Origin of the sequence: Variovorax sp. RTB1, assembly GCF_035018765.1 — a bacterium.
In the GTDB taxonomy this organism is placed as follows: domain Bacteria; phylum Pseudomonadota; class Gammaproteobacteria; order Burkholderiales; family Burkholderiaceae_C; genus Variovorax.
The window spans coordinates 1-24,090 of record NZ_JASJXG010000042.1 but is presented as its reverse complement, the minus strand read 5'-3'; the positions used below and the strand labels follow the sequence as shown (position 1 = coordinate 24,090).

General features: G+C 63.5%; 22 protein-coding genes and 1 pseudogene. 15 read left to right on the top strand and 8 right to left on the bottom strand.

The window, feature by feature from the left end; translation table 11 throughout:
• Positions 1–22: 22 nt before the first annotated feature.
• From QN397_RS20800 to QN397_RS20775, 6 genes are read right to left on the bottom strand one after another with little or no spacing between them, the layout of a single operon-like run.
• Positions 23–1,708 (bottom strand): ABC transporter ATP-binding protein, encoded by a 1,686-nt coding sequence (locus QN397_RS20800; protein ID WP_323501818.1) that lies wholly within the window; start codon positions 1,706–1,708, stop codon positions 23–25.
• Positions 1,705–2,547: an ABC transporter permease gene (locus QN397_RS20795; protein WP_323501817.1), complete on the bottom strand. Its 843-nt coding sequence runs from the start codon at positions 2,545–2,547 to the stop codon at positions 1,705–1,707. The genes QN397_RS20800 and QN397_RS20795 overlap by 4 nt, the downstream gene beginning before the upstream one ends.
• Entirely contained in the window at positions 2,544–3,521 is a 978-nt protein-coding gene (locus QN397_RS20790) for an ABC transporter permease (RefSeq protein ID WP_323501816.1), read from the bottom strand. Before QN397_RS20790 ends, QN397_RS20795 begins: the two co-directional genes overlap by 4 nt.
• A gap of 19 nt (positions 3,522–3,540) precedes the next feature.
• Complete coding sequence (locus QN397_RS20785; protein ID WP_187051435.1) at positions 3,541–5,133, bottom strand: ABC transporter substrate-binding protein; 1,593 nt, start codon at positions 5,131–5,133, stop codon at positions 3,541–3,543.
• Entirely contained in the window at positions 5,130–6,146 is a 1,017-nt protein-coding gene (locus QN397_RS20780) for a fatty acid desaturase (protein WP_323501815.1), read from the bottom strand. The genes QN397_RS20785 and QN397_RS20780 overlap by 4 nt, the downstream gene beginning before the upstream one ends.
• On the bottom strand, positions 6,143–7,186 hold the full coding sequence (locus QN397_RS20775) for an alpha/beta fold hydrolase (RefSeq protein WP_323501814.1): 1,044 nt from the start codon (positions 7,184–7,186) through the stop codon (positions 6,143–6,145). The genes QN397_RS20780 and QN397_RS20775 overlap by 4 nt, the downstream gene beginning before the upstream one ends.
• Positions 7,187–7,423: 237 nt before the next feature.
• Between QN397_RS20775 and QN397_RS20770 the strand changes: the two genes are divergently transcribed.
• On the top strand, positions 7,424–8,020 hold the full coding sequence (locus QN397_RS20770) for a TetR/AcrR family transcriptional regulator (protein WP_323501813.1): 597 nt from the start codon (positions 7,424–7,426) through the stop codon (positions 8,018–8,020).
• Between the two features lie 12 nt (positions 8,021–8,032).
• Here the strand turns inward: QN397_RS20770 and QN397_RS20765 are convergent, their stop codons facing one another.
• Positions 8,033–9,421 (bottom strand): aspartate aminotransferase family protein, encoded by a 1,389-nt coding sequence (locus QN397_RS20765; protein WP_323501812.1) that lies wholly within the window; start codon positions 9,419–9,421, stop codon positions 8,033–8,035.
• A 105-nt stretch (positions 9,422–9,526) separates the two neighbouring features.
• Here QN397_RS20765 and QN397_RS20760 point away from each other — a divergent pair, with 105 nt between their 5' ends.
• The 14 genes and pseudogenes from QN397_RS20760 (at position 9,527) to arsH (ending at position 23,739) form a co-directional block, all read left to right on the top strand.
• Positions 9,527–10,522: a LysR family transcriptional regulator gene (locus tag QN397_RS20760; RefSeq protein ID WP_323501811.1), complete on the top strand. Its 996-nt coding sequence runs from the start codon at positions 9,527–9,529 to the stop codon at positions 10,520–10,522.
• Complete coding sequence (locus QN397_RS20755; RefSeq protein WP_323501810.1) at positions 10,467–11,177, top strand: hypothetical protein; 711 nt, start codon at positions 10,467–10,469, stop codon at positions 11,175–11,177. Before QN397_RS20760 ends, QN397_RS20755 begins: the two co-directional genes overlap by 56 nt.
• Before the next feature lie 24 nt (positions 11,178–11,201).
• Positions 11,202–11,792, top strand: coding sequence for a hypothetical protein (locus tag QN397_RS20750; protein WP_323501809.1), 591 nt, complete (start codon positions 11,202–11,204; stop codon positions 11,790–11,792).
• Between the two features lie 274 nt (positions 11,793–12,066).
• Positions 12,067–14,049, top strand: coding sequence for a hypothetical protein (locus tag QN397_RS20745; RefSeq protein ID WP_323501808.1), 1,983 nt, complete (start codon positions 12,067–12,069; stop codon positions 14,047–14,049).
• A 51-nt stretch (positions 14,050–14,100) separates the two neighbouring features.
• Positions 14,101–14,265: pseudogene (locus tag QN397_RS20740) on the top strand (IS5/IS1182 family transposase); the annotation flags it as partial.
• Positions 14,266–14,267: 2 nt separating this feature from the next.
• On the top strand, positions 14,268–14,702 hold the full coding sequence (locus QN397_RS20735; protein ID WP_323501807.1) for a GNAT family N-acetyltransferase: 435 nt from the start codon (positions 14,268–14,270) through the stop codon (positions 14,700–14,702).
• Positions 14,703–15,057: 355 nt separating this feature from the next.
• The gene (locus QN397_RS20730; RefSeq protein WP_323501806.1) at positions 15,058–16,734 is read left to right on the top strand and encodes a ShlB/FhaC/HecB family hemolysin secretion/activation protein; all 1,677 of its coding nucleotides are present in this window, start codon (positions 15,058–15,060) and stop codon (positions 16,732–16,734) included.
• A 15-nt stretch (positions 16,735–16,749) separates the two neighbouring features.
• On the top strand, positions 16,750–20,010 hold the full coding sequence (locus tag QN397_RS20725; RefSeq protein ID WP_323501805.1) for a filamentous hemagglutinin N-terminal domain-containing protein: 3,261 nt from the start codon (positions 16,750–16,752) through the stop codon (positions 20,008–20,010).
• Between the two features lie 84 nt (positions 20,011–20,094).
• Positions 20,095–20,520: a hypothetical protein gene (locus QN397_RS20720; RefSeq protein ID WP_323501804.1), complete on the top strand. Its 426-nt coding sequence runs from the start codon at positions 20,095–20,097 to the stop codon at positions 20,518–20,520.
• Complete coding sequence (locus QN397_RS20715) at positions 20,517–20,906, top strand: hypothetical protein (protein WP_323496132.1); 390 nt, start codon at positions 20,517–20,519, stop codon at positions 20,904–20,906. Before QN397_RS20720 ends, QN397_RS20715 begins: the two co-directional genes overlap by 4 nt.
• A 70-nt stretch (positions 20,907–20,976) precedes the next feature.
• Entirely contained in the window at positions 20,977–21,300 is a 324-nt protein-coding gene (locus QN397_RS20710) for a metalloregulator ArsR/SmtB family transcription factor (protein WP_323501803.1), read from the top strand.
• A complete protein-coding gene (locus tag QN397_RS20705) occupies positions 21,294–22,574 on the top strand; it encodes an arsenic transporter (protein WP_323501802.1) in 1,281 nt (426 codons plus the stop codon). Before QN397_RS20710 ends, QN397_RS20705 begins: the two co-directional genes overlap by 7 nt.
• Positions 22,575–22,604: 30 nt before the next feature.
• Positions 22,605–23,036 carry an arsenate reductase (glutaredoxin) gene (gene arsC / locus QN397_RS20700; protein ID WP_323501828.1) on the top strand — a complete coding sequence of 144 codons (432 nt, stop codon included), beginning with the start codon at positions 22,605–22,607 and terminating at the stop codon, positions 23,034–23,036.
• Entirely contained in the window at positions 23,020–23,739 is a 720-nt protein-coding gene (arsH, locus tag QN397_RS20695) for an arsenical resistance protein ArsH (protein ID WP_323501801.1), read from the top strand. Before arsC ends, arsH begins: the two co-directional genes overlap by 17 nt.
• A 139-nt stretch (positions 23,740–23,878) precedes the next feature.
• On the opposite strand, the gene QN397_RS20690 is transcribed toward arsH, so the two are convergent.
• A partial coding sequence (locus QN397_RS20690) for a hypothetical protein (protein ID WP_323501800.1) occupies positions 23,879–24,090 on the bottom strand: 212 nt, incomplete at its 5' end.

The window sequence follows — 24,090 nt, the reverse complement described above, 5'->3', positions numbered from 1 at the left end:
GTTCCTTGTACGTGATGGCCGCTCAGGCGGCCTGGGAAAGGATCGCAGCGCCAGGCGCCTGCGTCGGGTTCCACTGCTGGCCCGGCACGGCGGCGATCAGACGCTGCGTGTAGGCGTGCTGCGGGTCGTCGAAAATCTGCTGCGGACTGCCGCGCTCGACGATACGGCCGCGGTTCATCACCAGCACCGTGTCGCAGACCTGTGCCGCCACGCGCAGGTCGTGCGTGATGAAGACCAGCGCGATCTGCAGCTTTTGCTGCAGCTGATGCAGCAACGCCAGCACCTGCGCCTGAACCGACACGTCGAGGGCAGAAACCGATTCGTCGGCCACCAGCACCTGCGGGTCGAGCGCCAACGCGCGTGCGATGCCGATGCGCTGTCGCTGGCCACCGGAAAACTCGTTCGGATAGCGGTCGAACGATGAATCTTCCAGCCCGACCAGTGTCAGCAGTTCGCGCGCCCTGGCCTCGGCCTGGGCCCGCGTCTTGCCGCTCGCGACCGGGCCGTCGCTGACGATGCGGCCCACCGTCTGGCGTGGATTGAGCGAGGCGAACGGGTCCTGAAAGATCATCTGGATGTCCTTGCGCAGCGGGCGAAAAGCATGAGCCGACAACGAGGCGATGTCGATGCCGTTGAACAGCATCTGCCCGCCATCGACCGCCACCAGCTTCAGCAGGCACTTGCCGATGGTCGACTTGCCCGAGCCCGATTCGCCGACGATGCCGAGCGTCTCGCCACGGCGCACGGTGAAGCTGACGTCGTCGACAGCCTGCACCACGCGCCTGGTGGCAAACCAGCCGCCGCCGGTGGCGTAAGTCTTCTTCAGGTTGCGCACGTCGAGCACCGGCGCGCTGTCGGCCACCGCGTCGCGCAGGTCGGTGCGCCGACGCGGCACGGCCGCAATCAGACGCTGCGTGTAGGGATGCTGCGGCGCGTTGAGCACCTGCGTCGCCGTGCCGACCTCGACCAGCACGCCTTTCTCCATCACCGCCACGCGATCGGCGATCTCGGCGACCACACCGAAGTCGTGGGTGATGAACATCACGCCCATGCCACTGGCGCTGCCATCGCTGCCGCCTCGCTTGCTGCGCTGGATCGACTGGATCAGCGCGAGGATCTGTGCCTGCGTGGTCACGTCCAGCGCGGTGGTCGGTTCGTCGGCGATCAGCACCGCGGGTTCGAGCGCCAGCGCCATCGCGATCATCACGCGCTGACGCTGGCCACCCGACAACCGGAACGGGTACGAATGCCGGATCACGTCGGGATCTGGCAGGCCGACGAAGGCGATCAGCTCGCGCACGCGCTTCGCAACTTGCGCCGTATCGCGCACGCCATGCACCTCGAGCACTTCGGCAATTTGATCGCCCACGCGCATCACCGGGTTCAGCGCCGACAACGGCTCCTGGAAGATCATGCCGATGGCGCTGCCGCGCAGTTTGCGCAGTGCGGTTTCCGGCAGGCGCAGCAGATCCTGCCCCTGAAACAGGATGCGGCCGGCCGAAGGCTGCATGTACGAAGGCAGCAGGCCCATCACGGCATTGGCGCTCATCGACTTGCCCGAGCCGGACTCGCCCACCACGCACAGGATCTCACCCGCATACAGCGTGAGATGGATGTCCTGCACGGCGAAGGCGCGGTCGCCGCCGCCCGGGATCGGGATCGACAGTCCCTCGATCTGCAACAAGGGCGAGCCTGGGCTGCCGCTCATCGCTCGCCCCGGTTGCGCAGATGCGGGTTCAGCGCGTCGTTCAGACCTTCGCCAATCAGGTTGACGGCCAGCACCGTCAGCAGGATCGCCAGGCCGGGCAGAAAACTCATCCACCAGGCTTCGCGGATCATGGTGCGGGCAGCGCCGATCATGAAGCCCCAGCTCATCAGGTTGCGGTCGCCCAGGCCGAGAAAGGACAGCGCCGATTCGGTCAGGATGGCCGTCGCGATCATCAACGAGGCGGTCACGATGATGGGCGACATGGTGTTAGGCAGGATCTGCGTGAAGATGATGCGCGGCGCGCTCTGGCCGATGACAACGGCCGCCTGCACGAAGTCGCGCGAGCGCAGCGACATGAACTCGCCGCGCACCAGCCGCGCCACCGGCGGCCACGACACCACGGCGATGGCGGTGATGATCGACGTCAGGCTGGGCTGGAAGATGGCGACCAGCACCACGGCCATCGCCAGCGTCGGGATGGTCTGGAAGAACTCGGTCAGGCGCATCAGGACGTCGTCGATGCGGCCGCCGTAGTAGCCGGCGACGGCCCCGATCGAGATGCCGATGAAGGTCGCCACCGCCGTACTAACCAAGCCGACCAGCAACGACACGCGCGCGCCGTAGGCCAGCCCGGATGCGATGTCGCGGCCCAGCATGTCGGTGCCGAGCGGATAGGCCGCATCGGTCAAAGGATCGAGCAAAGGTTCGCCGACGGCGTTCCAGGGGCTGCCGGGGAACACCAGGCCGGCGAACAGCGCCACCAGAATCACCACGCCGACGATGACGAGGCCGACCACGGCGCCCTTGTTGCGCGCAAAGCGTCTGAAGAAATGATTCATGAGCTGGCCTCGATGCGCGGGTCGATGAAGCGGTAGAACACGTCGGTCAGCAGGTTCACCAGCACCACCAGCACGGAGGTCACCAGAAACACGCCGAGCAACACCGGATAGTCGCGCTGGATCAACGCGTCGAACATCAGGCGGCCGATGCCGGGCCAGGCGAACACGGTCTCTGTCAGCACCGCGCCACCGAGAATCTGGCCGGCCTGGATGCCGGCGAAGGTGAAGACCGGCAGCATCGCGTTGCGCAGTACGTGGCGGCGCGTGATCTGCCCGGCTGGCACGCCCTTGGCGCGCGCCGTCTTGACGAAATCGAGCGAGCCGACTTCGAGCATGGAGGCACGCGTCAGGCGCGTGTAGATGGCAGTGAAAAACAGGCCGAGCGTCACGACCGGCAACACCATGTGCTGCATCACGTCCCAGGCGCGAGCTGCACCGGTGAGGCCGCCGCCGATGGTCTCCATGCCAAACGGCGGCAACCAGTCGAGGCGAATGGAGAACACCAGCATCGCCATCAGCGAGACCCAGAACAGCGGCGTGGCATAGAACAGCAACGCGCCCGACATGATGAGCGAATCGGCCAGCTTGCCGCGCCGCACCGCCGCCATCACGCCGAGCAGGATGCCCAGCAACAACGAAAAAACGAAGGCCGATGCGCTCAACAGCAGCGTGGCCGGCAACCGGTCGAGGATGAGCTCACTCACCGGCAGGTTGTTGCGGTAAGAGAAGCCCATGTTGAAGGTCAACACGCCCTTGAAGTACAGCCACAGCTGCACGTACAGAGGCTGATCGAGCCCGAACTGCTGGCGCAACTGCGCCAGGAACTGCGCGTCGCCGGCGCCCGACTCGCCGGCGATGACGGTCGCCGGATCGCCCGGCGCCAGGTGGATCAGCAGGAAGTTGAACACCACCACGCCCAGCACCACGAACGCCGCCTTCAGCAGCCGCTTGAAAAGAAACTCGAGCGAGTTCATTCCGACCTGCAGGCGAGCGTTACTTCGAAATCCAGACGTTGTCGAGCGACTCGTTCAGGCCGATGCCGGTCGTCACCAGGTTATGCACCTTGTTGCGGTAGAGCGTGGCGTACTGCATTTCGATCAGGTAGCCCACCGCCACGTCGTCGACCAGGATGCGTTGCGCTTCCGAGTACATGCGCTGGCGGGCGTCGGCACTCTTGAGCAGGGGCGCAGCGCCCAACAGGCGGTCGACTTCGGGGTTGTTGTAGCCGTGGTTGTTGCCGAAGGGCGTGCCCTTGATGATGTTGGTGCTGACGTAGTTGCGCGTCACGCCGATGGCCGGGTCGGCGTACTGGTAGAGGAAGTTCATCGTCAGGTCGAAGTCGAAGTCCGACACCTTCTTCGACCAACCGGCCGGGTCGGTCGCCTCGATGCTGACCTTGAAGCCGAGCTGCTCCAGTTGCTGCTTGGTGTATTCACCCAGCCGGTCCCAGACCGAGCCGTAGGGAATGGGCAGCACCTTGATGGTGTAGTCACCCGGCTTCACGCCCGCGTCGGCCAGCATCTTTTTGGCCTTGGCCATGTCGTAGTTGTAGCTCGGGACGTTCTTGTCGTAGTAGAGCGTGGTCGACGCGATCGGGCCGGTCGCGACCTTGCCGACGTTGAAGAAGATGTTCTTCAGAACGAAGTTGCGGTCCATTGCATACATGATGGCCTGGCGCACTTCCTTCTTGTCGAACGGCGGCTTGCGCAGGTTCATCTGCAGCCACAGGTTGGGCGAGAACATTTCCCAGCCGGCGGTTGTCACACCGACATCGGGCAGCTTCTGCAAGCGTCGCACTTCGAAGTTTTCGACGTCGCCGCCACGCAGCACGTCGACCGTGCCGCGCTCGAAGGCCACCGCACGCGAGGCCGCGTCGGGGATCACGCGCAGGTAGATCTCGTCGAGGTAAGGCAGGCCGGGCTTGTAGTAGTCGGGGTTCTTGACCAGGTGGATGTACGAGCCGCGCTTCCACTCCTTCAGCTTGAAGGGGCCGGTGCCGATGGGCGTGTTGTTGGCCGGGTTGGTGCGGTAGTCGGTGCCGTCGTAGATGTGCTTGGGCACGATCGGCATCGTCGACACCTCGAAGGCATAGATAAACGGGTTGAACGGTTCCTTGAGCCTGAACACCACCTTGTCGTCGCCATCGGCCTTGACCGATTCCACGCGCTGGTTCATCAGCGCGCGCAGGCGCGGGTGCGTCTCACGCAGGAACTTGTCGGCGGAGAACACCACGTCGGCGGAGCTGAAAGGCTTGCCGTCGTGCCATTTGACGTTCTTCTGCAGCACGAAGGTGTAGGTCAAATTGTCGGGCGAGATGGTCCACGAGGTGGCGAGCGAAGGCAGCGGCTTCAGGTCGGGCCCGTACGTCAGCAGGGATTGGTAGATCTTGCTGGCCGCGAATTGCGTCGGGCCGAGTTGGTTGAGGCCCAGCATCAGCGACGGCGGTTCGGGCTGCACCAGCATGTTGAGCGTTCCGCCCGACACCGGCTTGTCTTGCGCCAGGGCCACCCCCGGCAGCTGCGTGAGAAAGATGCTTGCGCCGGCAAGGAGCAGCCGCACGAGCAGGCCTCTTTTGTGTGCATTCATGGAAGTTTTCTTTCGGGGGTTGATGGAGACGAGGCGGGAAGCGAACGGAGATGGCGCAGCACGTCGACAGTGGCCGCAGGGTAGCCATCGACAGTGTGAGTGATGTGCGCGGCCAGCAGCGCATTGAGCCGGGGCAGCGCATGAAAAGGCACGGCGGGGTAGGCGTGGTGCTCGACATGGAACGGCATGTTCCAGGCAAAGAAATGCACGAAGCGGTTGGTATAGGTGGTGCGCGTGTTCTCCAGCATGTCGGGCGAATGCGCGCAGCCGGTGTGCTCGGCCAGCAGGTAGGGGCGCAGGAACAACTGGCCGACCGCCAGCGGAACGATCCACAACCAGAGCGCGGCCAGCGATCCGGCCGCCAGAGAGACGGCAATCACCACTGCGTAGCCTGCGAGGTAGCAACGCGCCTCGCGCACGATCAACGGTCGCTTGTCCTCGGGCACCCACGGTACGCTGACCTTGCCCAACACGCCATGGACGAACAGCAGTCGGGCCCGGCCGATCCAAATCGGCATGCCGGTCCACAGCCATGCGATGCCAGGACGGGTGTGCGGCAACGGCGTCGCGAGTTCGGGGTCCAGCGCCGGGTCTTGCGTGTGACGGTGGTGCACCCAGTGGTAGGCGCGGTAGTACTCGTAGGGCAGGAAGATCGCGAAGCCGGCAAAGTGCCCGAGCAGGTAGTTGCCGGTGCGTGTCTTGAAAGCAGTCTGATGCGCAGTTTCATGGACCGCCGTGAACAGGAAGGCGATGAAGTAGCCCTGCAGCAGCGTGAGCGGGACGGCCCATACGGTGCCGAGCGCATGCCACAGCGCGAAGCCGCCGAGCGCGATGGCGCCCAGGTGGCCGGCGGCGCGGCGCACGGCGGCAGCGTCGGAACGCACAGCCAGCGCCTTCAGCTCTTTCGCGCTGACGCGGAAAGTGGCGGGCTTGCGAGCGGTGCGAGGTTCGGCGGTGTTCGTGGCCTGGTCGGGAGCGGCGGTGTCGAGATCGATGTGGATGGAAGAGGTCATGTCGCAAGCAGCGTCTTGACGCGGGTTTCGATGAAAGCCCGGTCCTCCGGCTGGTTCACCGGGTTGCCTGCGCGATGGCCCCACACCGACGGAATCGGTGCGAGCTCGGCATTGCGCAGGTGCGCCATCTCGGCGCGGTTGTCGTCGACCTGGAAGTACAGGTCGTGGTCGCCGGGCATCAGCAGCACGCGGGCGCGGATGGCGCCGAGCGCCTTCTTCAAATCACCGCCATACAGGTCGTTGGCGCTGATGTCGCCGCTTTGCCAGGTGCGGAACTGCGCCAGCAGATCGGCCGGGTCGCGGCGCGCGAAGGTGCTCTCCCACGACGTGACCAGATAGTCTTCGAGCGACGAGGCGCCCAGCCCGCGCCACATCTCTTCGCGGTAGAAGGTCTGCGACAGTGCCCAGCCGGCGTAGACCCGGCCCATGGCGCGAAAGCCGCGCACCGGCCGCTCGGTGAATACGCCGTCTCGGTAAGCCGGGTCGGCCATCAGCGCGTGCATCGCGCCTTCGATAAACACCTTGTTGTGCGGTGCGCAGCGGGCCGATCCGCAGACCACCGCGATGCGCTCGACCGCGTCCGGGAACAACGCGGCCCAGTGATACGCCTGCATCGCGCCCATCGACCAGCCATACACCAGCGCCACCTTGTCGATGCCCCAGAGCTCGGCGAGCATGCGCCGTTGCACGTGCACCGCGTCGAAGTACGTCACATCGGGATAGCGCGTGCCGACGTCCGGCCAGGGCGTGTTCGAGGGTGAGCTCGACAGGCCGTTGCCGAACAGGTTGGGGATCACGATGAAGTATTTCGACGGATCGAGTGCACCGCCCTCGCTCACCATGAACTGCGTGTCGTGGTGCTGCGCGCTGTACGACGTCGGGTAGACGATCACGTTCGAGCGGTCGGCGTTCAGCGTGCCGAAGGTCTTGTAGACGATCGCCATGTTGCGGAAGGTGCGGCCGGACTGCAGTACGACGTTGCCGGCCTGAAAGACTTCGCTGTCGCTCGCGACAGCTGCCGATGCAAAGTCTTTTTTCATGTTTATCCGATTGGTTTGGGCGACTCGTGCATTGCACAGATCGCATTAACTATACGCGTCGTACAGTAACTATCTACGCAACAAACATGCCGGATTTAGGCGGACTTTGAGAGCCGTCGCGAGCGGCTTTGGTGCATTCCCCGCCGACATCGACGACGACGCAGCCGATAACATCGGGTCGCTATTCCAAGCGCTGCATGAACGGCGCTGCATCCACCGACGCTTCAGGACGCCCGCATGCCCCAACCCCTTGCCAAGCCTCGCGGTAGACCCCGTTCTGAACTCGCCGCCACGGCGGTGCTCGAAGCTGCGTACCGGCTGTGTGCATCGGGCGGCCTGCGCGGCGCGACCATCCAGGCGATCTGCGCTGAATCCGGCGTCTCGAAGATGACCGTTTACAAGTGGTGGGACGGCCGGCTGCAACTGCTCATCGATGCCTACATGCGTCAGGCAACGCTGCTACTCCCCCTGTCGGAAACAGAGCCACCGGCCAAGGCCATCAGGGCGCATGCGCAGAGTTATGTCACCGCCTTGCAAGGCGATTTGGGCCGCGTGCAGATGGCGGTGCTGGCCGAATGCATGGCGGAAAACGGGAACTCTGCCGTGTTCGTCGAACGGTATCTGAGCATCCGGCGCAAGCTGGGTGTCAGCGTGATCCGGCGCGGCCAAGCCGATGGCAGCATCTTGTCTCCGCGCCCGGCCGAGGCGTTATACGACCAGATCTACGGCACGATCTGGTACCGCTTCCAGTTTGGCCTCAGGGCATTGAGCAAAGCCTTCGTCGACTCGCTGATCGACGCCGTCTTTGCGGACGGCGCCGAAAATCAACTTTGAAAAGACGGTCTGTCAAGCCGTCTCGGCCAGCGCATCACCCAGCGCGTTGACCATGCGGTCGATCTCCGCCGGCTCGGCAACAAACGCCGGCGCCAATTGAATCGTGTCGCCGCCGTAGCGCACGTAGAAGCCCTTTTTCCAGCACGCCATGGCCACTTCATACGGCCGCCGCGCCGGCTCGCCGGGCAATGCCGCCAGCGTGAAGCCGGCCGCCAAGCCGTAGTTGCGGATGTCCACCACATGCTTGCTGCCCTTCAGGCTGTGCACCGCGTTCTCGAAGTACGGCGCGAGTGCCTGCACGCGCCCGACCATGTCTTCGGACACCAAAACGTCCAGCGCGGCGATGCCGGCAGCGCACGCCACGGGATGCGCCGAGTAGGTGTAGCCGTGCGGGAACTCGATCATGTACTCGAGCCCACCGGCGTCCATGAAGGTGTCGTATATCTCGGTCTTGGCGATGACGGCGCCCATCGGTTGCGCGCCGTTGGTGACCTGCTTGGCGATGTTCATGATGTCCGGCACGACGCCGAAAGCCTCGGCACCGGTCATCGCACCGCAGCGGCCGAAGCCGGTGATGACCTCGTCGAATATCAGCAGGATGTCGTGCGCCGTGCAGATGCCGCGCAGGCGCTGCAGGTAGCCCTGCGGCGGCACCACGACGCCGGCAGAGCCCGACATCGGCTCGACGATCACGGCGGCAATGTTCGACGCGTCGTGCAGCGTGATGAGGTCGAGCAGGCGGTCGGCCAGCTCGGCGCCTTGCGTCGGCATGCCGCGGCTGAAGGCATTGGAAGCCAGTTGCGTGTGCGGCAGGTGGTCGGCCTCTATGCCCTGTCCGAACAGCTTGCGATTGGCGCCGATGCCGCCGACCGAAATACCACCGTAGTTGACGCCGTGATAGCCCTTCTCGCGGCCGATCAGGCGTGTCTTGCTGGCCTTGCCCTTGGTGCGCCAGTAGGCGCGCGCCATCTTGAGCGAGGTGTCGGCCGCGTCCGATCCCGAGTTGGTGAAGAACACGCGATCGAGGCCAGCGGGCATCAGGTCCTTGATCTTGTTCGCCAGCTCGAAGGCCAGCGGATGCCCGAACTGGAACGGCGGCGCGTAATCGAGCTTGGCGATCTGGCGGCTCACCGCTTCGGTGATTTCCGGACGGCCGTGGCCGAGCCCGGTGCACCAAAGGCCGGACAACCCGTCGAACACCTTGCGCCCGTCGCCATCGGTGAAGTAGCAGCCCCTGGCCTCCACGATCATGCGCGGATCGGCCTTGAAGTTGCGGTTGCCGGTGTACGGCATCCACCAGGCGTCGAGCGAGGTCGCGTCGGAATGCGTCCTGCTCTCGACCGCTGCGACAGCCGCAGTCGGAACATGTGAAATCACGGGGATGGCGGTGGATGCGGGCATTGGCAACTCCGCGCACGGCGCGGCCTCGGTGGATGGAGATGGCGCATTGTTCGGCCAGCCGTTAGTCTTGCAAATGGCCCGATATCACTGTTCACTTGGCAATTCATGAAAGTAAAGCAACCGACCGGCACTTCCGGCAAATTCCGCGCGGTGCTCGGCCAGCTGAGCGACATCGACCTGCGGCTGCTCAAGGTGTTCAAGAGCGTGGTCGAGTGCGGCGGCATGGCGGCGGCGGAGCTGGAGCTCAACATCGGCACCTCGACGGTGAGCCGCCACGTCAAGGATCTTGAAACCCGGCTGGCAATGGTCCTGTGCCGGCGTGGCCGGGCCGGCTTCGCGCTCACGCCTGACGGCCAGCGCGTCTACGACGAAACGCTGCGGCTGCTGGCATCGGTCGACGCCTTCCGCGACAGCATCGACGACATCCACCACCGCATGGGCGGCCAGCTCGAAGTGGCGATCTTCGACAAGACTGCGAGCAACCCGCAAGCGCACATCGGTGCGGCCATCGCGCTCTTCTCCGCCAAGGCACCGGACGTGGGTTTGAACATGCATGTCGCGAACATCAACGCCATCGAGCGCGGCATCATCGACGGGCGCTTTCACATCGGGGTCATCCCTTCGCACCGCAGCTCAGGCAGCCTGGCGTACGCGGACCTCTTCGGTGAAACGATGCTGCTGTATTGCGGCGCCGACCACGCGCTCTTCGGCGCGTCGCATGTCGGCCTCACCTGGGACAAGCTGCGCGCCCACGCTTTCGCCGGCCTGGGCTACCACTCGCCCAACATGGAACTGAGCCACCGTGCGCGGCTGCCGCGCAAGGCCACCGGCTTCGACCAGGAAGCGATCGCGACGCTCATCCTGTCAGGGCAGTACCTCGGCTTTTTACCGGACCACTACGCGGAGGCATTCGTGCAACGCGGGCAGATGCAGGCAGTGGCGCCGAAGCGCTTTCACTACGCGTGCCGTTTCGTCAGTCTGTTGCGCCGGTCGCCGACGCCGTCCCGGGCGACGCAGCTGTTCGCGGAGTGCCTGGTGGTGGCGCATGCTGGCAAGGCGCTGCGCGGTGAAGATGCGGTGCGTCGGGTCGGGCGTTCCTGAACGCAAGGCAGTTGGGCGCAGTCACTACCCCTATTGCATCCAGCGCACTACACTCCGCGGCATAACGATTTCCGGGGAGGAAACAATGAAGACATTGCGTTTACATTGCGGGGCGATCTGCGCCCTTGCGATTTTCGCGACGGGGTGTGCGCAACTGAAAGCACCACCGTACGCAGCTGACTACGAAGCGCTTGACCGCCTTCATGCCAGCAAGCCCGGCACTGTTGCGGTAGCGACGACGCAGCCGACAGACCCCACCCAGGCCGTCAACAAGCTGTCACTGCGCGGCGCTGCGCTGCTGTCACCGAGTGGCAGCTTCGCCAAGTATTTCGAAGATGCGCTCATACGCGACCTCAAGGAGGTTTCGTCCTTCGACTCAAGCGCTGCTACACGCCTGGACTCGCGCATCCTGAAAAATGAAATCAGCGTTGGCGGCTTTGTGACCGGCACCGGCGTCATGGAGGTCGAGTTGACCGTGACGCGCAACGCACAGCAACGGCTGCACAAGATCTACCAGGTCAACACCACCTTCGACTCCAGCTTCGCGGGCATCGTCGCGATTCCTGCAGGTCAAGCGGCCTACCCTGATCTCGTTAGAACCATGTTGCGCGCGATCTATTCGGACCCGCTCTTCATCGCCGCTGTTGGCAAGTAATAACTCATAGCAAGAAACAACATCATGTCCATCATTCGAATTGGCCGCATCGTCGCCGCACTCGCATTCGTCGCAGTTCTGGCCGGCTGCGCGCACCCTATCGTCATGAACACCGACGGTGCTCCTGAGCGGATCGAGTCAAAGCTGCTTCAGAAGAAGGTGGCCTACGCCATGAACGACGCGGACCGAGCCAAGCAGGTCATCACGCCGGGTGGCGGAGGCGATCGTGTGAGCTACTACCCCTATCGTGATCTTGAAAAGTCGATCCGCGATGCACTGCGTTCCGTCTACCAAGACGTCGTCGTAGTCAAGACCGCGACCGATGCCAAGGCGATTGCAGACTCAGGTGCCGTCCTGGTGTTCACGCCTGAAATCAAGACCACCTCGAGTTCGCCGTCACCTTTCACATGGCCACCCACTGTCTTCTCGACCGAAATCTCGTGCCTGGTCACCGATGCCGCCGGTGTCGAAGTGACGCGCGTAAAGGCAACAGGAAATGGCATTGCCGAGTTCAGCGAATTCAAGGGCAACTTCGGTCTTTCCGCCAAGCGTGCTGCCGCGGATGTCACCGACAAGCTGGGTACTGCGATTTGGAAGAACGACAAGCTGCGGTGATCGGACGGCTTTAGGTCGAATGCGTTGAAAAAATCACTGGCGGCATCAGGGTTTTCTTTGAAAGAGACTCGAACTCTTCCTGCATCACGATCGTCGGTTCTGGAGCAATCAGCGGAGTCGATTTTTCTCAAGACCAATCAAGCGCAGCAATGCAAGATCTCCCAAGAGAATCGGTCTAAGGCCGTTGCAGAGGTCTTTTCGAGTACAAGTCCAACGCAAGAGTGCATGCCTTGCCTCGCCGCCAATTAATCAACATCCGCTCCAAAACCCATCTATGTTTAAGCGAATTTTTTCGGCTCTTTCCGGAAAGAGCGGCAAGACGTCTGTCAGTACCATTGCCAGCCCTGCAGAGTCGAAAGCGTCGCGGTCGACTGGGAATAGAGAACTGATTAGCGCGTATGACGCCTATGGTCGCGAGGTCAAGATTGCACCCAAGGAATGGCGCGACAAGATTTTCCTACCGAATCTGCAGCAGAAGTGGAACGACGCAAACGAGCTTTATGGCCTGATCCTTTCGGGACTCAATGATGGGTTTGCGACCGACCTTCGGGCTGCCGCCGAACGCCTGGTGGAGATCGACTCAATCCCTGAACGCAGCCACTCTGTTCTGGGCATTGTTCTTATGAAGAACGGTCAATTGGATGCCGCGGAGGCAACGCTTCGTGCCGGTATCGCGAAGGCCGGAGCGACCGGTACGCTGCTGACGAATTTGGCCAAGGTTTTCGCCGAACGGGGAGAACAGGCACAGGCGGATAAAACGCTTTGGCAAGCGGTTCAAGCCGATCCCAATCAGCGAAATGGTCTTGGGTGGTGGGCGGTGATCCAGAAGGAACGCGATGGCGAAGCTGGTTACCTGCGGGCTCTGTCTACAGCCGCCGCTCTTCCGGGAAGCTGGCTGGCTCAACTTTGGCTTGCGCGCCACCATTTGGAGCACACCAACTTCGTGGCCGCACGCGCTTTGTACGTCCAAGTGCTGGAGGGAGGTCTGTTCGACAGCGATGCATTGATGATGGTCTCTGGCGACCTGGGAAATAACGGCCAGCCTTCACTGATTTTTGAACTGATCGGCCCGGTCTTCGACGAACACAAGCACCACCCGATGACCGGCCTGAATATGCTGCGCGCCTGCCAGGATCTCAGTAAAGTCGATGAAGGCGAGGCGTTACTCGCCCGGATGTACGCGCTTGGTATCCCGCCCATCAAGCATCACCTCGATGAGTTCGCTCAGGCTTTCCAAGAGATGCGAAAGCAGGCGGCAACGGGTAGTCCGGTCGACCAGCGCACTCTGGAAATCACAACCATCACCTTGGACCGGCCCATCTGGCATTACGGGTTGCGAGATGCCGAATGGCTCTTCACCCAGAAGGCCGGCGGCTCGCCAGAGGTCGGATTCTTCGCGTTTTCAAAGATCACGGACGGCACCCAACACGCTGAGTCACAACGTGAAGATGATCTAGGACGCCTTTCTCGCGCCATTCCGCTCTATTTGGCTGAAGCCGCGCACTATTGGAGCGACTATGCCGCGCGCGGCTATTTTCTAATCGTGGAAGGCGGTGGTCCAGTCCTAGCAGGAGGCAAGTCCGATGGCGACGCCCTCTTCGACATCGTGCCGAGCGGTATGGAGTTTTTCGTCACGGGGGAGATCGGTTGCACGGGCGAAAGCGCAGACGGCCAATGGAAGATAACCTTGAGTCTTTGGAATTGCCGCACGCGAACCGAACAGGCAAGCGAAGACGGGAATGCGTCCCAGGAGGACCTTGGGGCCCTTGTGCTCGCACTGGAAGCGCGGCTGTTGAACAGCATTGGTTTGAAGCGCGAGCAGCCTCTGGATACTTTCTATCCGCGTCCTACGGCCGACGTCATTCCGGTGTATCTGGCGGAACTTGGCCAAGCCTTCATGCTGACGATGGTTGCCGATAATCACGCGCCGCAATCTGGGTTGTGGGGCGAACGTGCCATGCTTGACTACCCGCTCAACATGGCCCTGCGCTGGCCCGAGAGTGACGTGCCGAAGCTCATGTATGTCTCCGGTCTTGGTAAGGCATTCGACTACCGGTCGCAGGTGCTGCCTGAGTACAAGGAACGTAGTCTTCAGCTGCTCCGTGAGGTCATCCAGGCAAACAGCGTGGCCACCTCCTTGGCCCCGCTCATATGGAGAGCTTTCAGCATGACGAGTGAACTTCAGGCGCACATGCAAAACCAGTCTGCTAACGCACACCCTGCGTACAAGGCGTGGCTTGAGAGAGTCGCGAGTTAAGGCAACGCTGATCAAGTCCGGAGTTGGCACGCTGCCTGCATCACGCATTGCATGAAGCAGCAGACTCTCGCCATGGCCGGTGACCAGAACGCGCAGTACGAACAGTACCGTCGACTTACGCACCGCGACGCGTTCCTTTCCACGATGGAACGCATCGTTCCCTGGGAGCGTCTGTGCAGCGTGATCGAGACGCACTACCCGAAACCCGGCAATGGCATTTGCGCGCGATCTTCGATGCCCACATGGAAGCTTTGCATGGACACTGGGGCGTCGCACCGCCAAAGCCAGGCGACTTTGAGCGCTGGACCACGCTGCCGACTTTCCAGCCGCACCTGTGGCAAGTGGCATGGCACGTTGAGAGCGGGCGGGTGGCCGGACAGGTCAAGCCCTTTATCAATGAAGAGCAGAACCTGACACAGAACCGTCGGCGCGGTGAAACTGAATTTATCAGTGTCGGCGCACCATGGCGTCGGCGTGGCTTGGCGCGCGCCCTTATCGCCAAGGCACTCCATGCACAACGCGATGCTGGCATGAGCGAGTCCGTGTTGGGCGTAGACGCCGACAACGCACACAACGCCGCACGACTCTATGAAAGCTGTGGCTTTCGCGTGACCCGGCGCAACATGGTCTTGCGCAAACCTTTGGTTGGATAACAAGGGGATCACGATCTCCCCAGGCTCTCTCAGCCCCATCAAATACCGGGCGACTTCCGGACACGAGTGAGAACAGTGGCCTGCATGAGCCACTGCACAGCTTTCACCGCCCAGAACCAAGCGCCCGCGTGTTACCGTTGGTTACTAGCGTCAGATGCGCTGGTTGGCGCTGAAAACGGGTTTCGCACGTTCTCCTATCGAGCAAGGAAAGACGCCGACGGCTGGGGCCGGTTCTTTGAACGTGTCAGAAGGCGGGAGGCAAGGGTCGCGGCTCATGGTTGCTCCAGCGTTGGCTTTTGTGCGACTTCAACAATCACGGCGGCCGTCGTTCACGCCGCCATCCGTAAAAGATGCGATGAATTCATGCAGTTTCCCGTTGGCGTCGCGACTGACGACGCTGGCCTTTTGCGCGCTTGCCTGTTCTGCGGTCCAAGCGGCCGACCCGGCGCCTTCCGCTGCGGTACCAAGATTCGAGATCTCGCGCTATCTGGTCGAGGGCAACACGCTGGTCTCCAGCGAGTCAATCGCTCTCGCGCTGGCGCCCCTGACCGGCGCGCAACGTGAATTCAGCGACGTGCAGCGTGCCGTGGACGCCATCGAGGGCGTGTACATCCAGGCCGGCTACACCGCCGTGAAGGTGACTGTCCCCGAGCAGGAACTCGTCGGCGGAACCATCAGGATCAGCGTCGTCGAGGCCGTGGTGACCTCGGTCACCGTCGTCGGCAACGAGCACTTCACGACCGAAAACATCCGCGCGAGCATGAAGCTGAAGACCGGCGCGCCGCCGCGCCTGGGCGAGCTCTCGGAATCGATCCAGTTGGCCAACGACAACCCGGCCAAGCAGATCTCGGTGTCGATGGCGGAAGGCGCGTTGCCCGGCACGATCGACGCGAAGGTGTCCGTGGTCGACTACAACCAGCTGCGCATCATCGCCACGGTGGACAACACGGGCACGGCCAGCAGCGGCCAGTGGCGCACCGGCGTCGCGATCCAGCATGCCAACCTGTTTGGCCTCGACCATGTGGGCACGCTGGCCTACACGACTTCGCCCGACAGCCCGTCCGGCCAGAAACTGGGCGTGTATTCGGTGGGCTACCGGATCCCGCTGTACAACCTGGGCGACAGCCTGGACCTGGTTTACGGCCGGTCGAGCGTCAATTCGCCATCGAGCTCGCCCACGCTCGGCGGCGTGCTGGGCCTCACCGGAAAGGGCGAGACCGTCGGCATCCGCTACAACCATTTTCTCGGGCGCACCGGAGAAAGCACCGCCAAGATCGTCTTCGGCTTCGACCGCAGGAGCATCGACTCGCGCTGCGACGTCAACGGCCAGCCCATCAGCATCACCGGTCCGACGCCGCCGGTGGCCTCGTGCGTGCCGTACACGACGACACCGCTCAGCGTCACGTACATCTCTCAGCGCGAGGGCGTGGACCAGTCGATCAACTACAACATCGGCCTGTCGCGCAACATGGCCAGCGGCCAGCGCTTCACCAACCTGGACGGCCGCACCGACCGCTACTCGTACCTGACGCCGGGCAACCGCGACACGCGCGACGGCTTCGTGGTCGCGCACGGCGCCGTCAACTTCCTGCAGGCCTTGCCGGGCGGGTGGCAAGTGCGTCTGGCCGGCAACGCCCAGCTGACCGACACGCCGCTGGTGGCCAGCGAACAATTCGGCCTCACCGGCGCGAACGCGGTGCGGGGCTTCGACGAGCGCGCGGTGGTTGCCGACAGTGGCCTGGTGCTCAGCGCCGAGCTCTACACACCCGAACTGAGCCCTCGACTTGGCCTGCCAGGCAACCTCCGCGGCCTGGCGTTCGTGGATGCCGGGTACGGCGCCAACCACAAGGCCGCGGGCACCTATTTGCCGAGCAGCACGAACGTGGCCAGCGCCGGCGTAGGCACGCGCTACAGCCTGAGTCGCGACTTCAGCGTCCGGCTGGACGTGGCCCGCGTGCTTGAGTCGGGCAGTTCGTTCATCGAGAAGCGCGGCGACTGGCGCACCCATCTGAGTGCGATGTTCGCGTTCTGAAAAGGAAGACAGCCAATGAATACCGAATCCTTCAAGCTCCGCTTCCTGCCGCTGGTGGTCGCGGCCATCTGTGCCGGCGGGGCCGGCGGCGCGCTGGCCCAGATCGCAGCGGGCGCACTGCCCACGGGCGGCACCGTCGTTGGCGGCCAAGCCTCCATCGTGCAGAACGGCACGACGCTCAACATCAACCAGACGACCAACCAGGCGCTGGTCAATTTCTCGACCTTCAACGTCGGCTCGGGCGCGCTGGTCGACATTCGCCAGCCGGGCGCCGCAGCAGCGCTGCTGGCGCGAGTGACCGGCGGTGACCCGTCGCAGATCTACGGGCAGATCCGGGCGAATGGCGCGATCTGGCTGATCAACCCGTCGGGCATCCTGGTGGGGCAAGGCGCGCGCATCGACGTAGGCAGCTTCATTGCCAGCACGCTGGGCGTGAGCGACACGGATTTCCTGGCCGGACGCCTCAACTTCACGTCGCCAGCAAATGGTGGCGGTGCCGGCGCAGTGCGCAACGCCGGCACCATCAACGCCGCCAGCGGCGGCAGCATCTACCTGGTCGCGCCAAAGGTAGAGAACAGCGGCATGCTGAACGCGCCCAAGGGGGAAGTGATCCTCGCGGCCGCGCAGAACGTGCAGCTGATCGACACCGGCCATCCCGGTGTCACCGTGGAACTCACCGGCGCCAAGGGCGATGTGAAAAACCTCGGACGCATCGTCGCCGACGCCGGCCGCATCGGCCTGGCCGCGGGACTGGTGACCAACGCAGGCACGGTCAGCGCGAGCAGCGCCGAAAGCGTGGGCGGCCGCGTGTTCCTGCGCGCCACCGACCTGAAGACAACCTCGACGTCGGACATCAGCGCCAACGGAACCTCCGGGGGCAACGTGGTCCTGTCCGCGGACAACACCAACATCGACGGGCGCATCTCGGCCACGGGCAGCAACGGTCCCGGTGGATTTGTGGACACGTCTGGGCACCTCAGCCTGAACGTCAGGCACGCGCCGATCGTGGGCAAGGGCGGCGAATGGCTGATCGACCCTAGCAACCTGGTGGTGGTGGCCGGCGGCGGTGGGGCGGACCTGAACAACGGTGGTGTCGTCACGTCGACCGAGACGGGCACGACGGTCGGGGCCGACGTGATCACGGCGCAACTGAACCAGGGCACGAGCGTGTCGCTGGTAACCGGTGCCGGTGGCGCGGGCGTGGGCAACATCGTGGTCAACGCCGCTATCGCCAAGACCGCGGGCGACTACGCCCGGTTGACGCTGAGGGCGCACAACGACGTCACCGTCAACGCGCCCATCACCAGCACTTCGGGCGCGCTCGACCTCGACCTGAAGAACAATTTTTTCGGCGGCGCCAGCGAGGGCGGCCACGTGGCCACAGTCAACGCCAATGTGAACCTGAATGGTGGTCGCCTCGACGTCTCGCAAGGCGAGGCCCTGGGCAACGGCACGCTGAACATCACCGGCGGCACCACGACGCTGGGCGCGGGTTCGTCCATCAACGCCGCGTCGGTGAATGTGCAAACGGGTGGCCGCGTGTCGATCGATTCCGAGCAGACGCTCAAGGGCCCCTGGAACAATGCCGGTCAGATTGACATCGTGAACAACGGCTCAATCAACCTGGTCAATCCGATGGAGCCGGCCACGAGCCTCACGAACACCGGCCGCATCACCCTGTCGGGCAGCAACGGTTTCGCATTGACCGGCGCCACCGATGGGGGGAGCCTGATCAACAACGGCGACATCGTCAAAACGTCGACCGGCGCCCAGCAGATCACGGGGTTGACCAACGGCCCGACAGGCCGCCTCATCGTCGACGCCGGCAAGCTCACTCTTGACCAAAGCACCCTGGGTGGCCACGCCACCGTGGCGCCGTCCTCCACGCTGGTGCTGAGCGACTCGAATGTGGCCGGCGGTGTCGACATCATTGGCGCGGGCGCCATGGTGTGGTCGGGCAACGTGACCCTGCTGGGCGACGTGACGCTGGGCGCGACCGCGCCGACGTTGAGCGACGACCCCGATCGCTTTTTCACGTTCATCCGGGGCTCGGGCTACAAGCTCACGACGTACGGCCTGGTGAACGTCGTCAAGAACCTGGTGCTCGACAGTGGCGCGACCTGGGAAAACTTTGGCACGGTCAACGTCGGCCCAGCTTCGCCAAGCGTGCTGGCCTTCAATCTGAGCGCGGTCTTCAACAACAAGTCGGGCGGCGTCGTGGACGTGCGGGACGGCTCGCGCCTCGAGCTCGCAACCACGACGGTGATCAACAACGAAGCCGGCGCGCTGCTGAAAGTCGACTCTACCGGCACCAGTGCGTTCAGCGGTGGAAACCAAGGCCAGTTGCTCAACGCGGGCACGCTCATCAAGACCGGCAGCGGCACGACGCCGGCGCCGCTCACGAACCTCGCCGGCGGCGTGCTGAAGATCGAAGGCGGCTCTTTCGGCGTCGCGTTCACTCAAGCCAACGCCAACGCCGGCACCGTCGAGATCGCCTCGAGCGCGACGCTGCTCAGCACAAATGGCGTGGACCTCTACAACGCAGGAACGATCCGCGGCACCGGCACGATCAACATCAACGACGAAGGCGGCAAGCTGGTCAACAACGGCGTCGTTGCGCCTGGCGGTTCCGACCAGATCGGCACGCTGACCCTCAACGGCCAATACACGCAGGGTCCGATGGGTGCGTTGAACATCCGCCTGGCCGACGCCACGTCCGATCAATTCAATGTGAACGGTGCTGTGCAACTCGCGGGCGCGGTGAATGTCTCGACCCTGCGTGGCGGCATGCCGACCAACGGCGCTGTGGCCGACTTCCTGGTCGCCAGCTCAGGCCGCACCGGCACGTTTTCGCAAGTCAACACGATACCGGTAGTCACCCCGGAGACGACCGGCACGCTGTCGGTGATCTACCCCGCATCCGGAAGTACGGTGGCGCAGGTGAAGGCGACGACAGCACCGACAACGCCGGTGGTCACAACGCCGGTGGTCACGACACCTGTGACGCCAGTTGTTGAACAGCCGGTCAGCATCTGTTCGATCGCGCCTGATTCGGCGCTCTGCATCGTGCTGTCGCCGCCGTCGCCGTCAAAGCCGGTCGTGCCGGTCCTGCAGGTCATGAACGAGGTGATCAGGACCGTCGCATCGAACGCTTACGCCAACCTCGAGCCACAAACCGCCCAGGGCATTTCCACAAGCGTCGCCCAGGAAGTTGCAGCCGCAAACGACAAAACCGGCACGAAAAACGAGCCCGTCAAAAAGATGTACTGCAACTGAAGCCCTATGAAAAACACCGCCAAATTTTTCGCTGCGCGCTTGACAGCCATGTCTATCCTGGCCGCGGTCTGCTCGCAAGCGAGCATGGCCCAACCGTCCCAAGCCCAGTCCGTTCAAACCGCCGACAGCGCGCCGATCGTCGCCAGCATCACCACGCTGTCCGGTCTGGTGGTCGCGCGCGGCTCCCAGGGCTCGACCAAGATGCTGGCCGTTGGCTCGACGGTGCGCGAGGGCGACACCCTCACGACGGAATCCAAGGGGTACGCGCTGGTGAAGTTCACCGACGGCGCCGAGATCCTGATGAAGCCGGACACCGTGATCTCGCTCAACCGCTTCGCCTACGACCCGGCGCAGCCGCAGCTGGACCGCTCGATCGTCGAACTGGTGCAGGGCGGCTTTATCAGCACGCCAGGGGCACTGGGCAAACGCAGCCCCGGCTCGACGGTGATCAAAACTTCCAAGGGCGACCTGCAAGGCGCCGGAACCCTCAACCTGATCCTGCAGCCATGAAAAAATCTCTCATCCTGATGGCACTGCTGTCGACCTTGGGTGCCGCTGCGCCGGCCATGGCCACTACGTTCGTAGGCCAGTACGCGCCACCCACGGCCACAGGCAGAACTACGGCTCCGTCACCAGCAGCGACGGGCGCTGCCATTCTTACGCCCGGTCTTTATCTCCAAGTGTTGGACGGACTCATCCATGTGACGAACCCTGCCGGTTCGCAGTCATTTTCCGCAGGGCAGTTCGGCTACACATCGAGCTTCCAGCAACCACCAGTCGTTCTCCCCCGCAATCCCGGCATGCAGTTCACGCCGCCACCGGCGTTCAATAGTTCTACGGGGCCCTCGACCCCCGCCGCTGTAAGAAGCAGCAGTGTCGATTGCGAAGTCCGTTGAATTTGAGCGGGCTCGCGCCGCGTCGCATAACCTTCATAAAACGATTCAATGGTTCAACTATCATTGAATAATGAATTCTGAAGCCGTTGTTCGCTCTCTTGCCGCCTTGGCCCAACCCGTGCGGTTGCAAGTTTTCCGTTGCCTGGTCGTCGCTGGTCCCGGAGGATTGACGCCGGGGGCGCTCGTAGAGGCCATCGGAGTTCCGGCAACCGGCCTGTCGTTTCACCTCAAGGAGCTGACGCATGCCGGGCTGGTTTCCCAAGAACGTCAGGGCCGCAACCTGATCTACCGCGCGGCCTTCGATCAGATGAGCGCACTGCTCGGCTACCTGACCGATAACTGCTGTAAAGGCGAACCCTGCCTTCCATCGAGCACGGCTGTCTGCGCATGCTGACAGCGGTTCTTCTGTTCGTTTGCACTCTCACCCTGGTCATCTGGCAGCCGAGGGGCTTGGGCATTGGTTGGAGCGCTTCGCTCGGGGCTGTGATCGCCCTGGTTCTGGGTGTTGTTCACCTCAACGACATCGCCGTCGTATGGAGCATCGTCTGGAACGCCACCGCCACCTTCGTGGCTGTGATCATCATCAGCCTGCTACTCGACGAAGCCGGCTTCTTCGAATGGGCGGCGTTGCACGTCGCGCGCTGGGGAGGCGGCCGAGGGCGCCTTCTCTTCGCCTTGATCGTCTTGCTCGGCGCGGCGGTGTCGGCACTGTTCGCCAACGACGGCGCCGCGCTGATCCTGACGCCGATCGTCATGGCCATGCTCATCGCCCTCGGCTTCACGCCGGCCGCGACGCTTGCCTTCGTGATGGCCGCAGGCTTCATCGCCGACACCGCCAGCCTGCCGCTGATCGTCTCGAACTTGGTGAACATCGTCTCGGCCGATTTCTTCAAGATCGGCTTTGACGAATACGCTGCGGTGATGGTCCCGGTCAACGTGGCCTCGGTGCTGGCCAGCCTGGTCGTGCTGCTGCTGTACTTCCGCGGTGACATCCCCGCGACCTACGACGTGGTGCAGCTCAAGACGCCCTCCGCCGCGATCAAGGACCGGGCAACTATCGGCGCTGGCTGGGTCGTGCTCGTCCTCCTGCTGGTCGGGTTTTTTGCCCTGGAGCCGCTGGGTGTGCCGGTGAGCGCAGTCGCCTCCGTCGCTGCTGCGCTGCTGCTTGCCGTGGCTGCGCGCGGTCACGTGATCAGCACGCGCAAAGTCCTGCGCAACGCGCCCTGGCAGATCGTGGTCTTCTCGCTGGGCATGTACCTGGTGGTCTACGGCCTGCGCAACGCGGGCCTGACCGACCGCATCGCCGGCCTGCTGAACATCTTTGGGCAAGGCGGCATCTGGGGCGCGGCAATCGGCACCGGCTTCCTCACGGCGCTGCTGTCCTCGGTGATGAACAACATGCCAACCGTGCTGATTGGTGCCCTGTCGATCGAGGCCTCCACCGCTACCGGGGTGGTGAAAGAAGCCATGGTCTATGCCAACGTCATCGGCTGCGACCTCGGCCCGAAGATCACGCCCATCGGCAGCCTGGCGACGCTGCTCTGGTTGCATGTGCTGGCCAAGAAGGGGACGACCCTCTCCTGGGGCTACTACTTCAAGGTCGGCCTCGTGCTGACCGTGCCGGTGCTCTTTGTGACTTTGGCCGCACTCGCTCTGCGCCTGAGCTGAGCAATGCGCCCATCTTTTGCTCCCGACCCAATGATTCACATCACGATCTATCACAACCCCGATTGCGGTACTTCCCGCAACGTGCTCGCGCTCATCCGCAACTCCGGCGAGGAGCCAGAGGTGATCGAGTACCTCACGAATCCACCTGATCGAGCGACGCTTGATCAATTGTTGGCGGCGATGGACATGCCAGTGCGCGACGTGCTGCGGCAGGAGGGCACGCCCTACGACGACCTCGGCCTGGGTGATTCGAAGTGGACTGATGCGCAGCTCGTCGGCTTCATGCTGCAGCACCCGATCCTTATCAACCGTCCCATCGTGGTCACGCCACTCGGCACCCGGCTGTGCCGTCCTTCGGAAGCGGTGCTCGCCATCCTGCCGCAGCCGCAGCAGGCAGCGTTTGCCAAGGAAGACGGCGCCGCGGTGATCGACGCGAAGGGGCAGCGTGTCGACAAGCCATGACCTCCCGAACATCGATGCCGATTTTTTCCACAGAGCAGATCTGCAGCAGCTGCATCCGACCGAGCGCTCCACGCACGCACCGCGCATCCTTCTGCTCTACGGATCGCTGCGCGAGCGCTCCTACAGCCGGCTGCTGACCGAGGAAGCTGCACGTTTGCTGCGGGCCCTCGGCGCGGAAGCACGCATCTTCGACCCGCGGGGCTTGCCAATGCCGGACGACGCGCCAGAAGACCATCCGAAGGTGCAGGAGCTGCGCGACCTGGCGCAATGGTCCGAAGGCATGGTTTGGACCTCGCCCGAGCGACACGGTGCCATGACCGGCATCATGAAAGCACAGATCGACTGGATTCCTCTGGCCATCGGCGCGGTCCGGCCCACGCAAGGCAAGACGCTCGCGGTGATGGAGGTATCGGGCGGATCACAGTCCTTCAATGCCGTCAACCAGCTGCGGGTGCTAGGGCGCTGGATGCGCATGGTCACCATCCCGAACCAGTCGTCAGTCGCGAAGGCGTTCATGGAGTTTGACGATGCGGGCCGCATGAAGCCCTCTTCGTACTACGAGCGAGTCGTCGACGTAATGGAAGAATTGGTGAAGTTCACCTTGCTCACGCGCGACTCGGCTGCCTATCTGGTGGACCGCTACAGCGAACGAAGGGAGAGCGCCGAGCAACTTTCCAAGCGGGTCAACCAGCGATCGATCTGATGCCTCTGTCCAGCGGCTCTTCCGTCGCTGTTGCTTGCTCAGCTAAACACCATATGCCACCGTGGAGCGATCCCGGCCCTTGATGACGGCGAGGAACACAGCTTGCGCAAGCGGCGATGGCAGACGCCTCGAAGAAGCGTCAACGCCCTGCCCCGCTCCCACCCGTCTGCGAATACAACGCCGGCCGTGGCAACCAGACCTCGATCGTCCCCGGCGCGCCATTCAGCCGACTCGGCAACGCTGCCACGCGCCACTTGCCCAACCGCGGCTTGGCGGTTTGCGCCAACGCATCGGCACACGCGCGCAGACTGGCGTCGTGATACAGGATGGTCGGGACAGGATGGCCTTCGG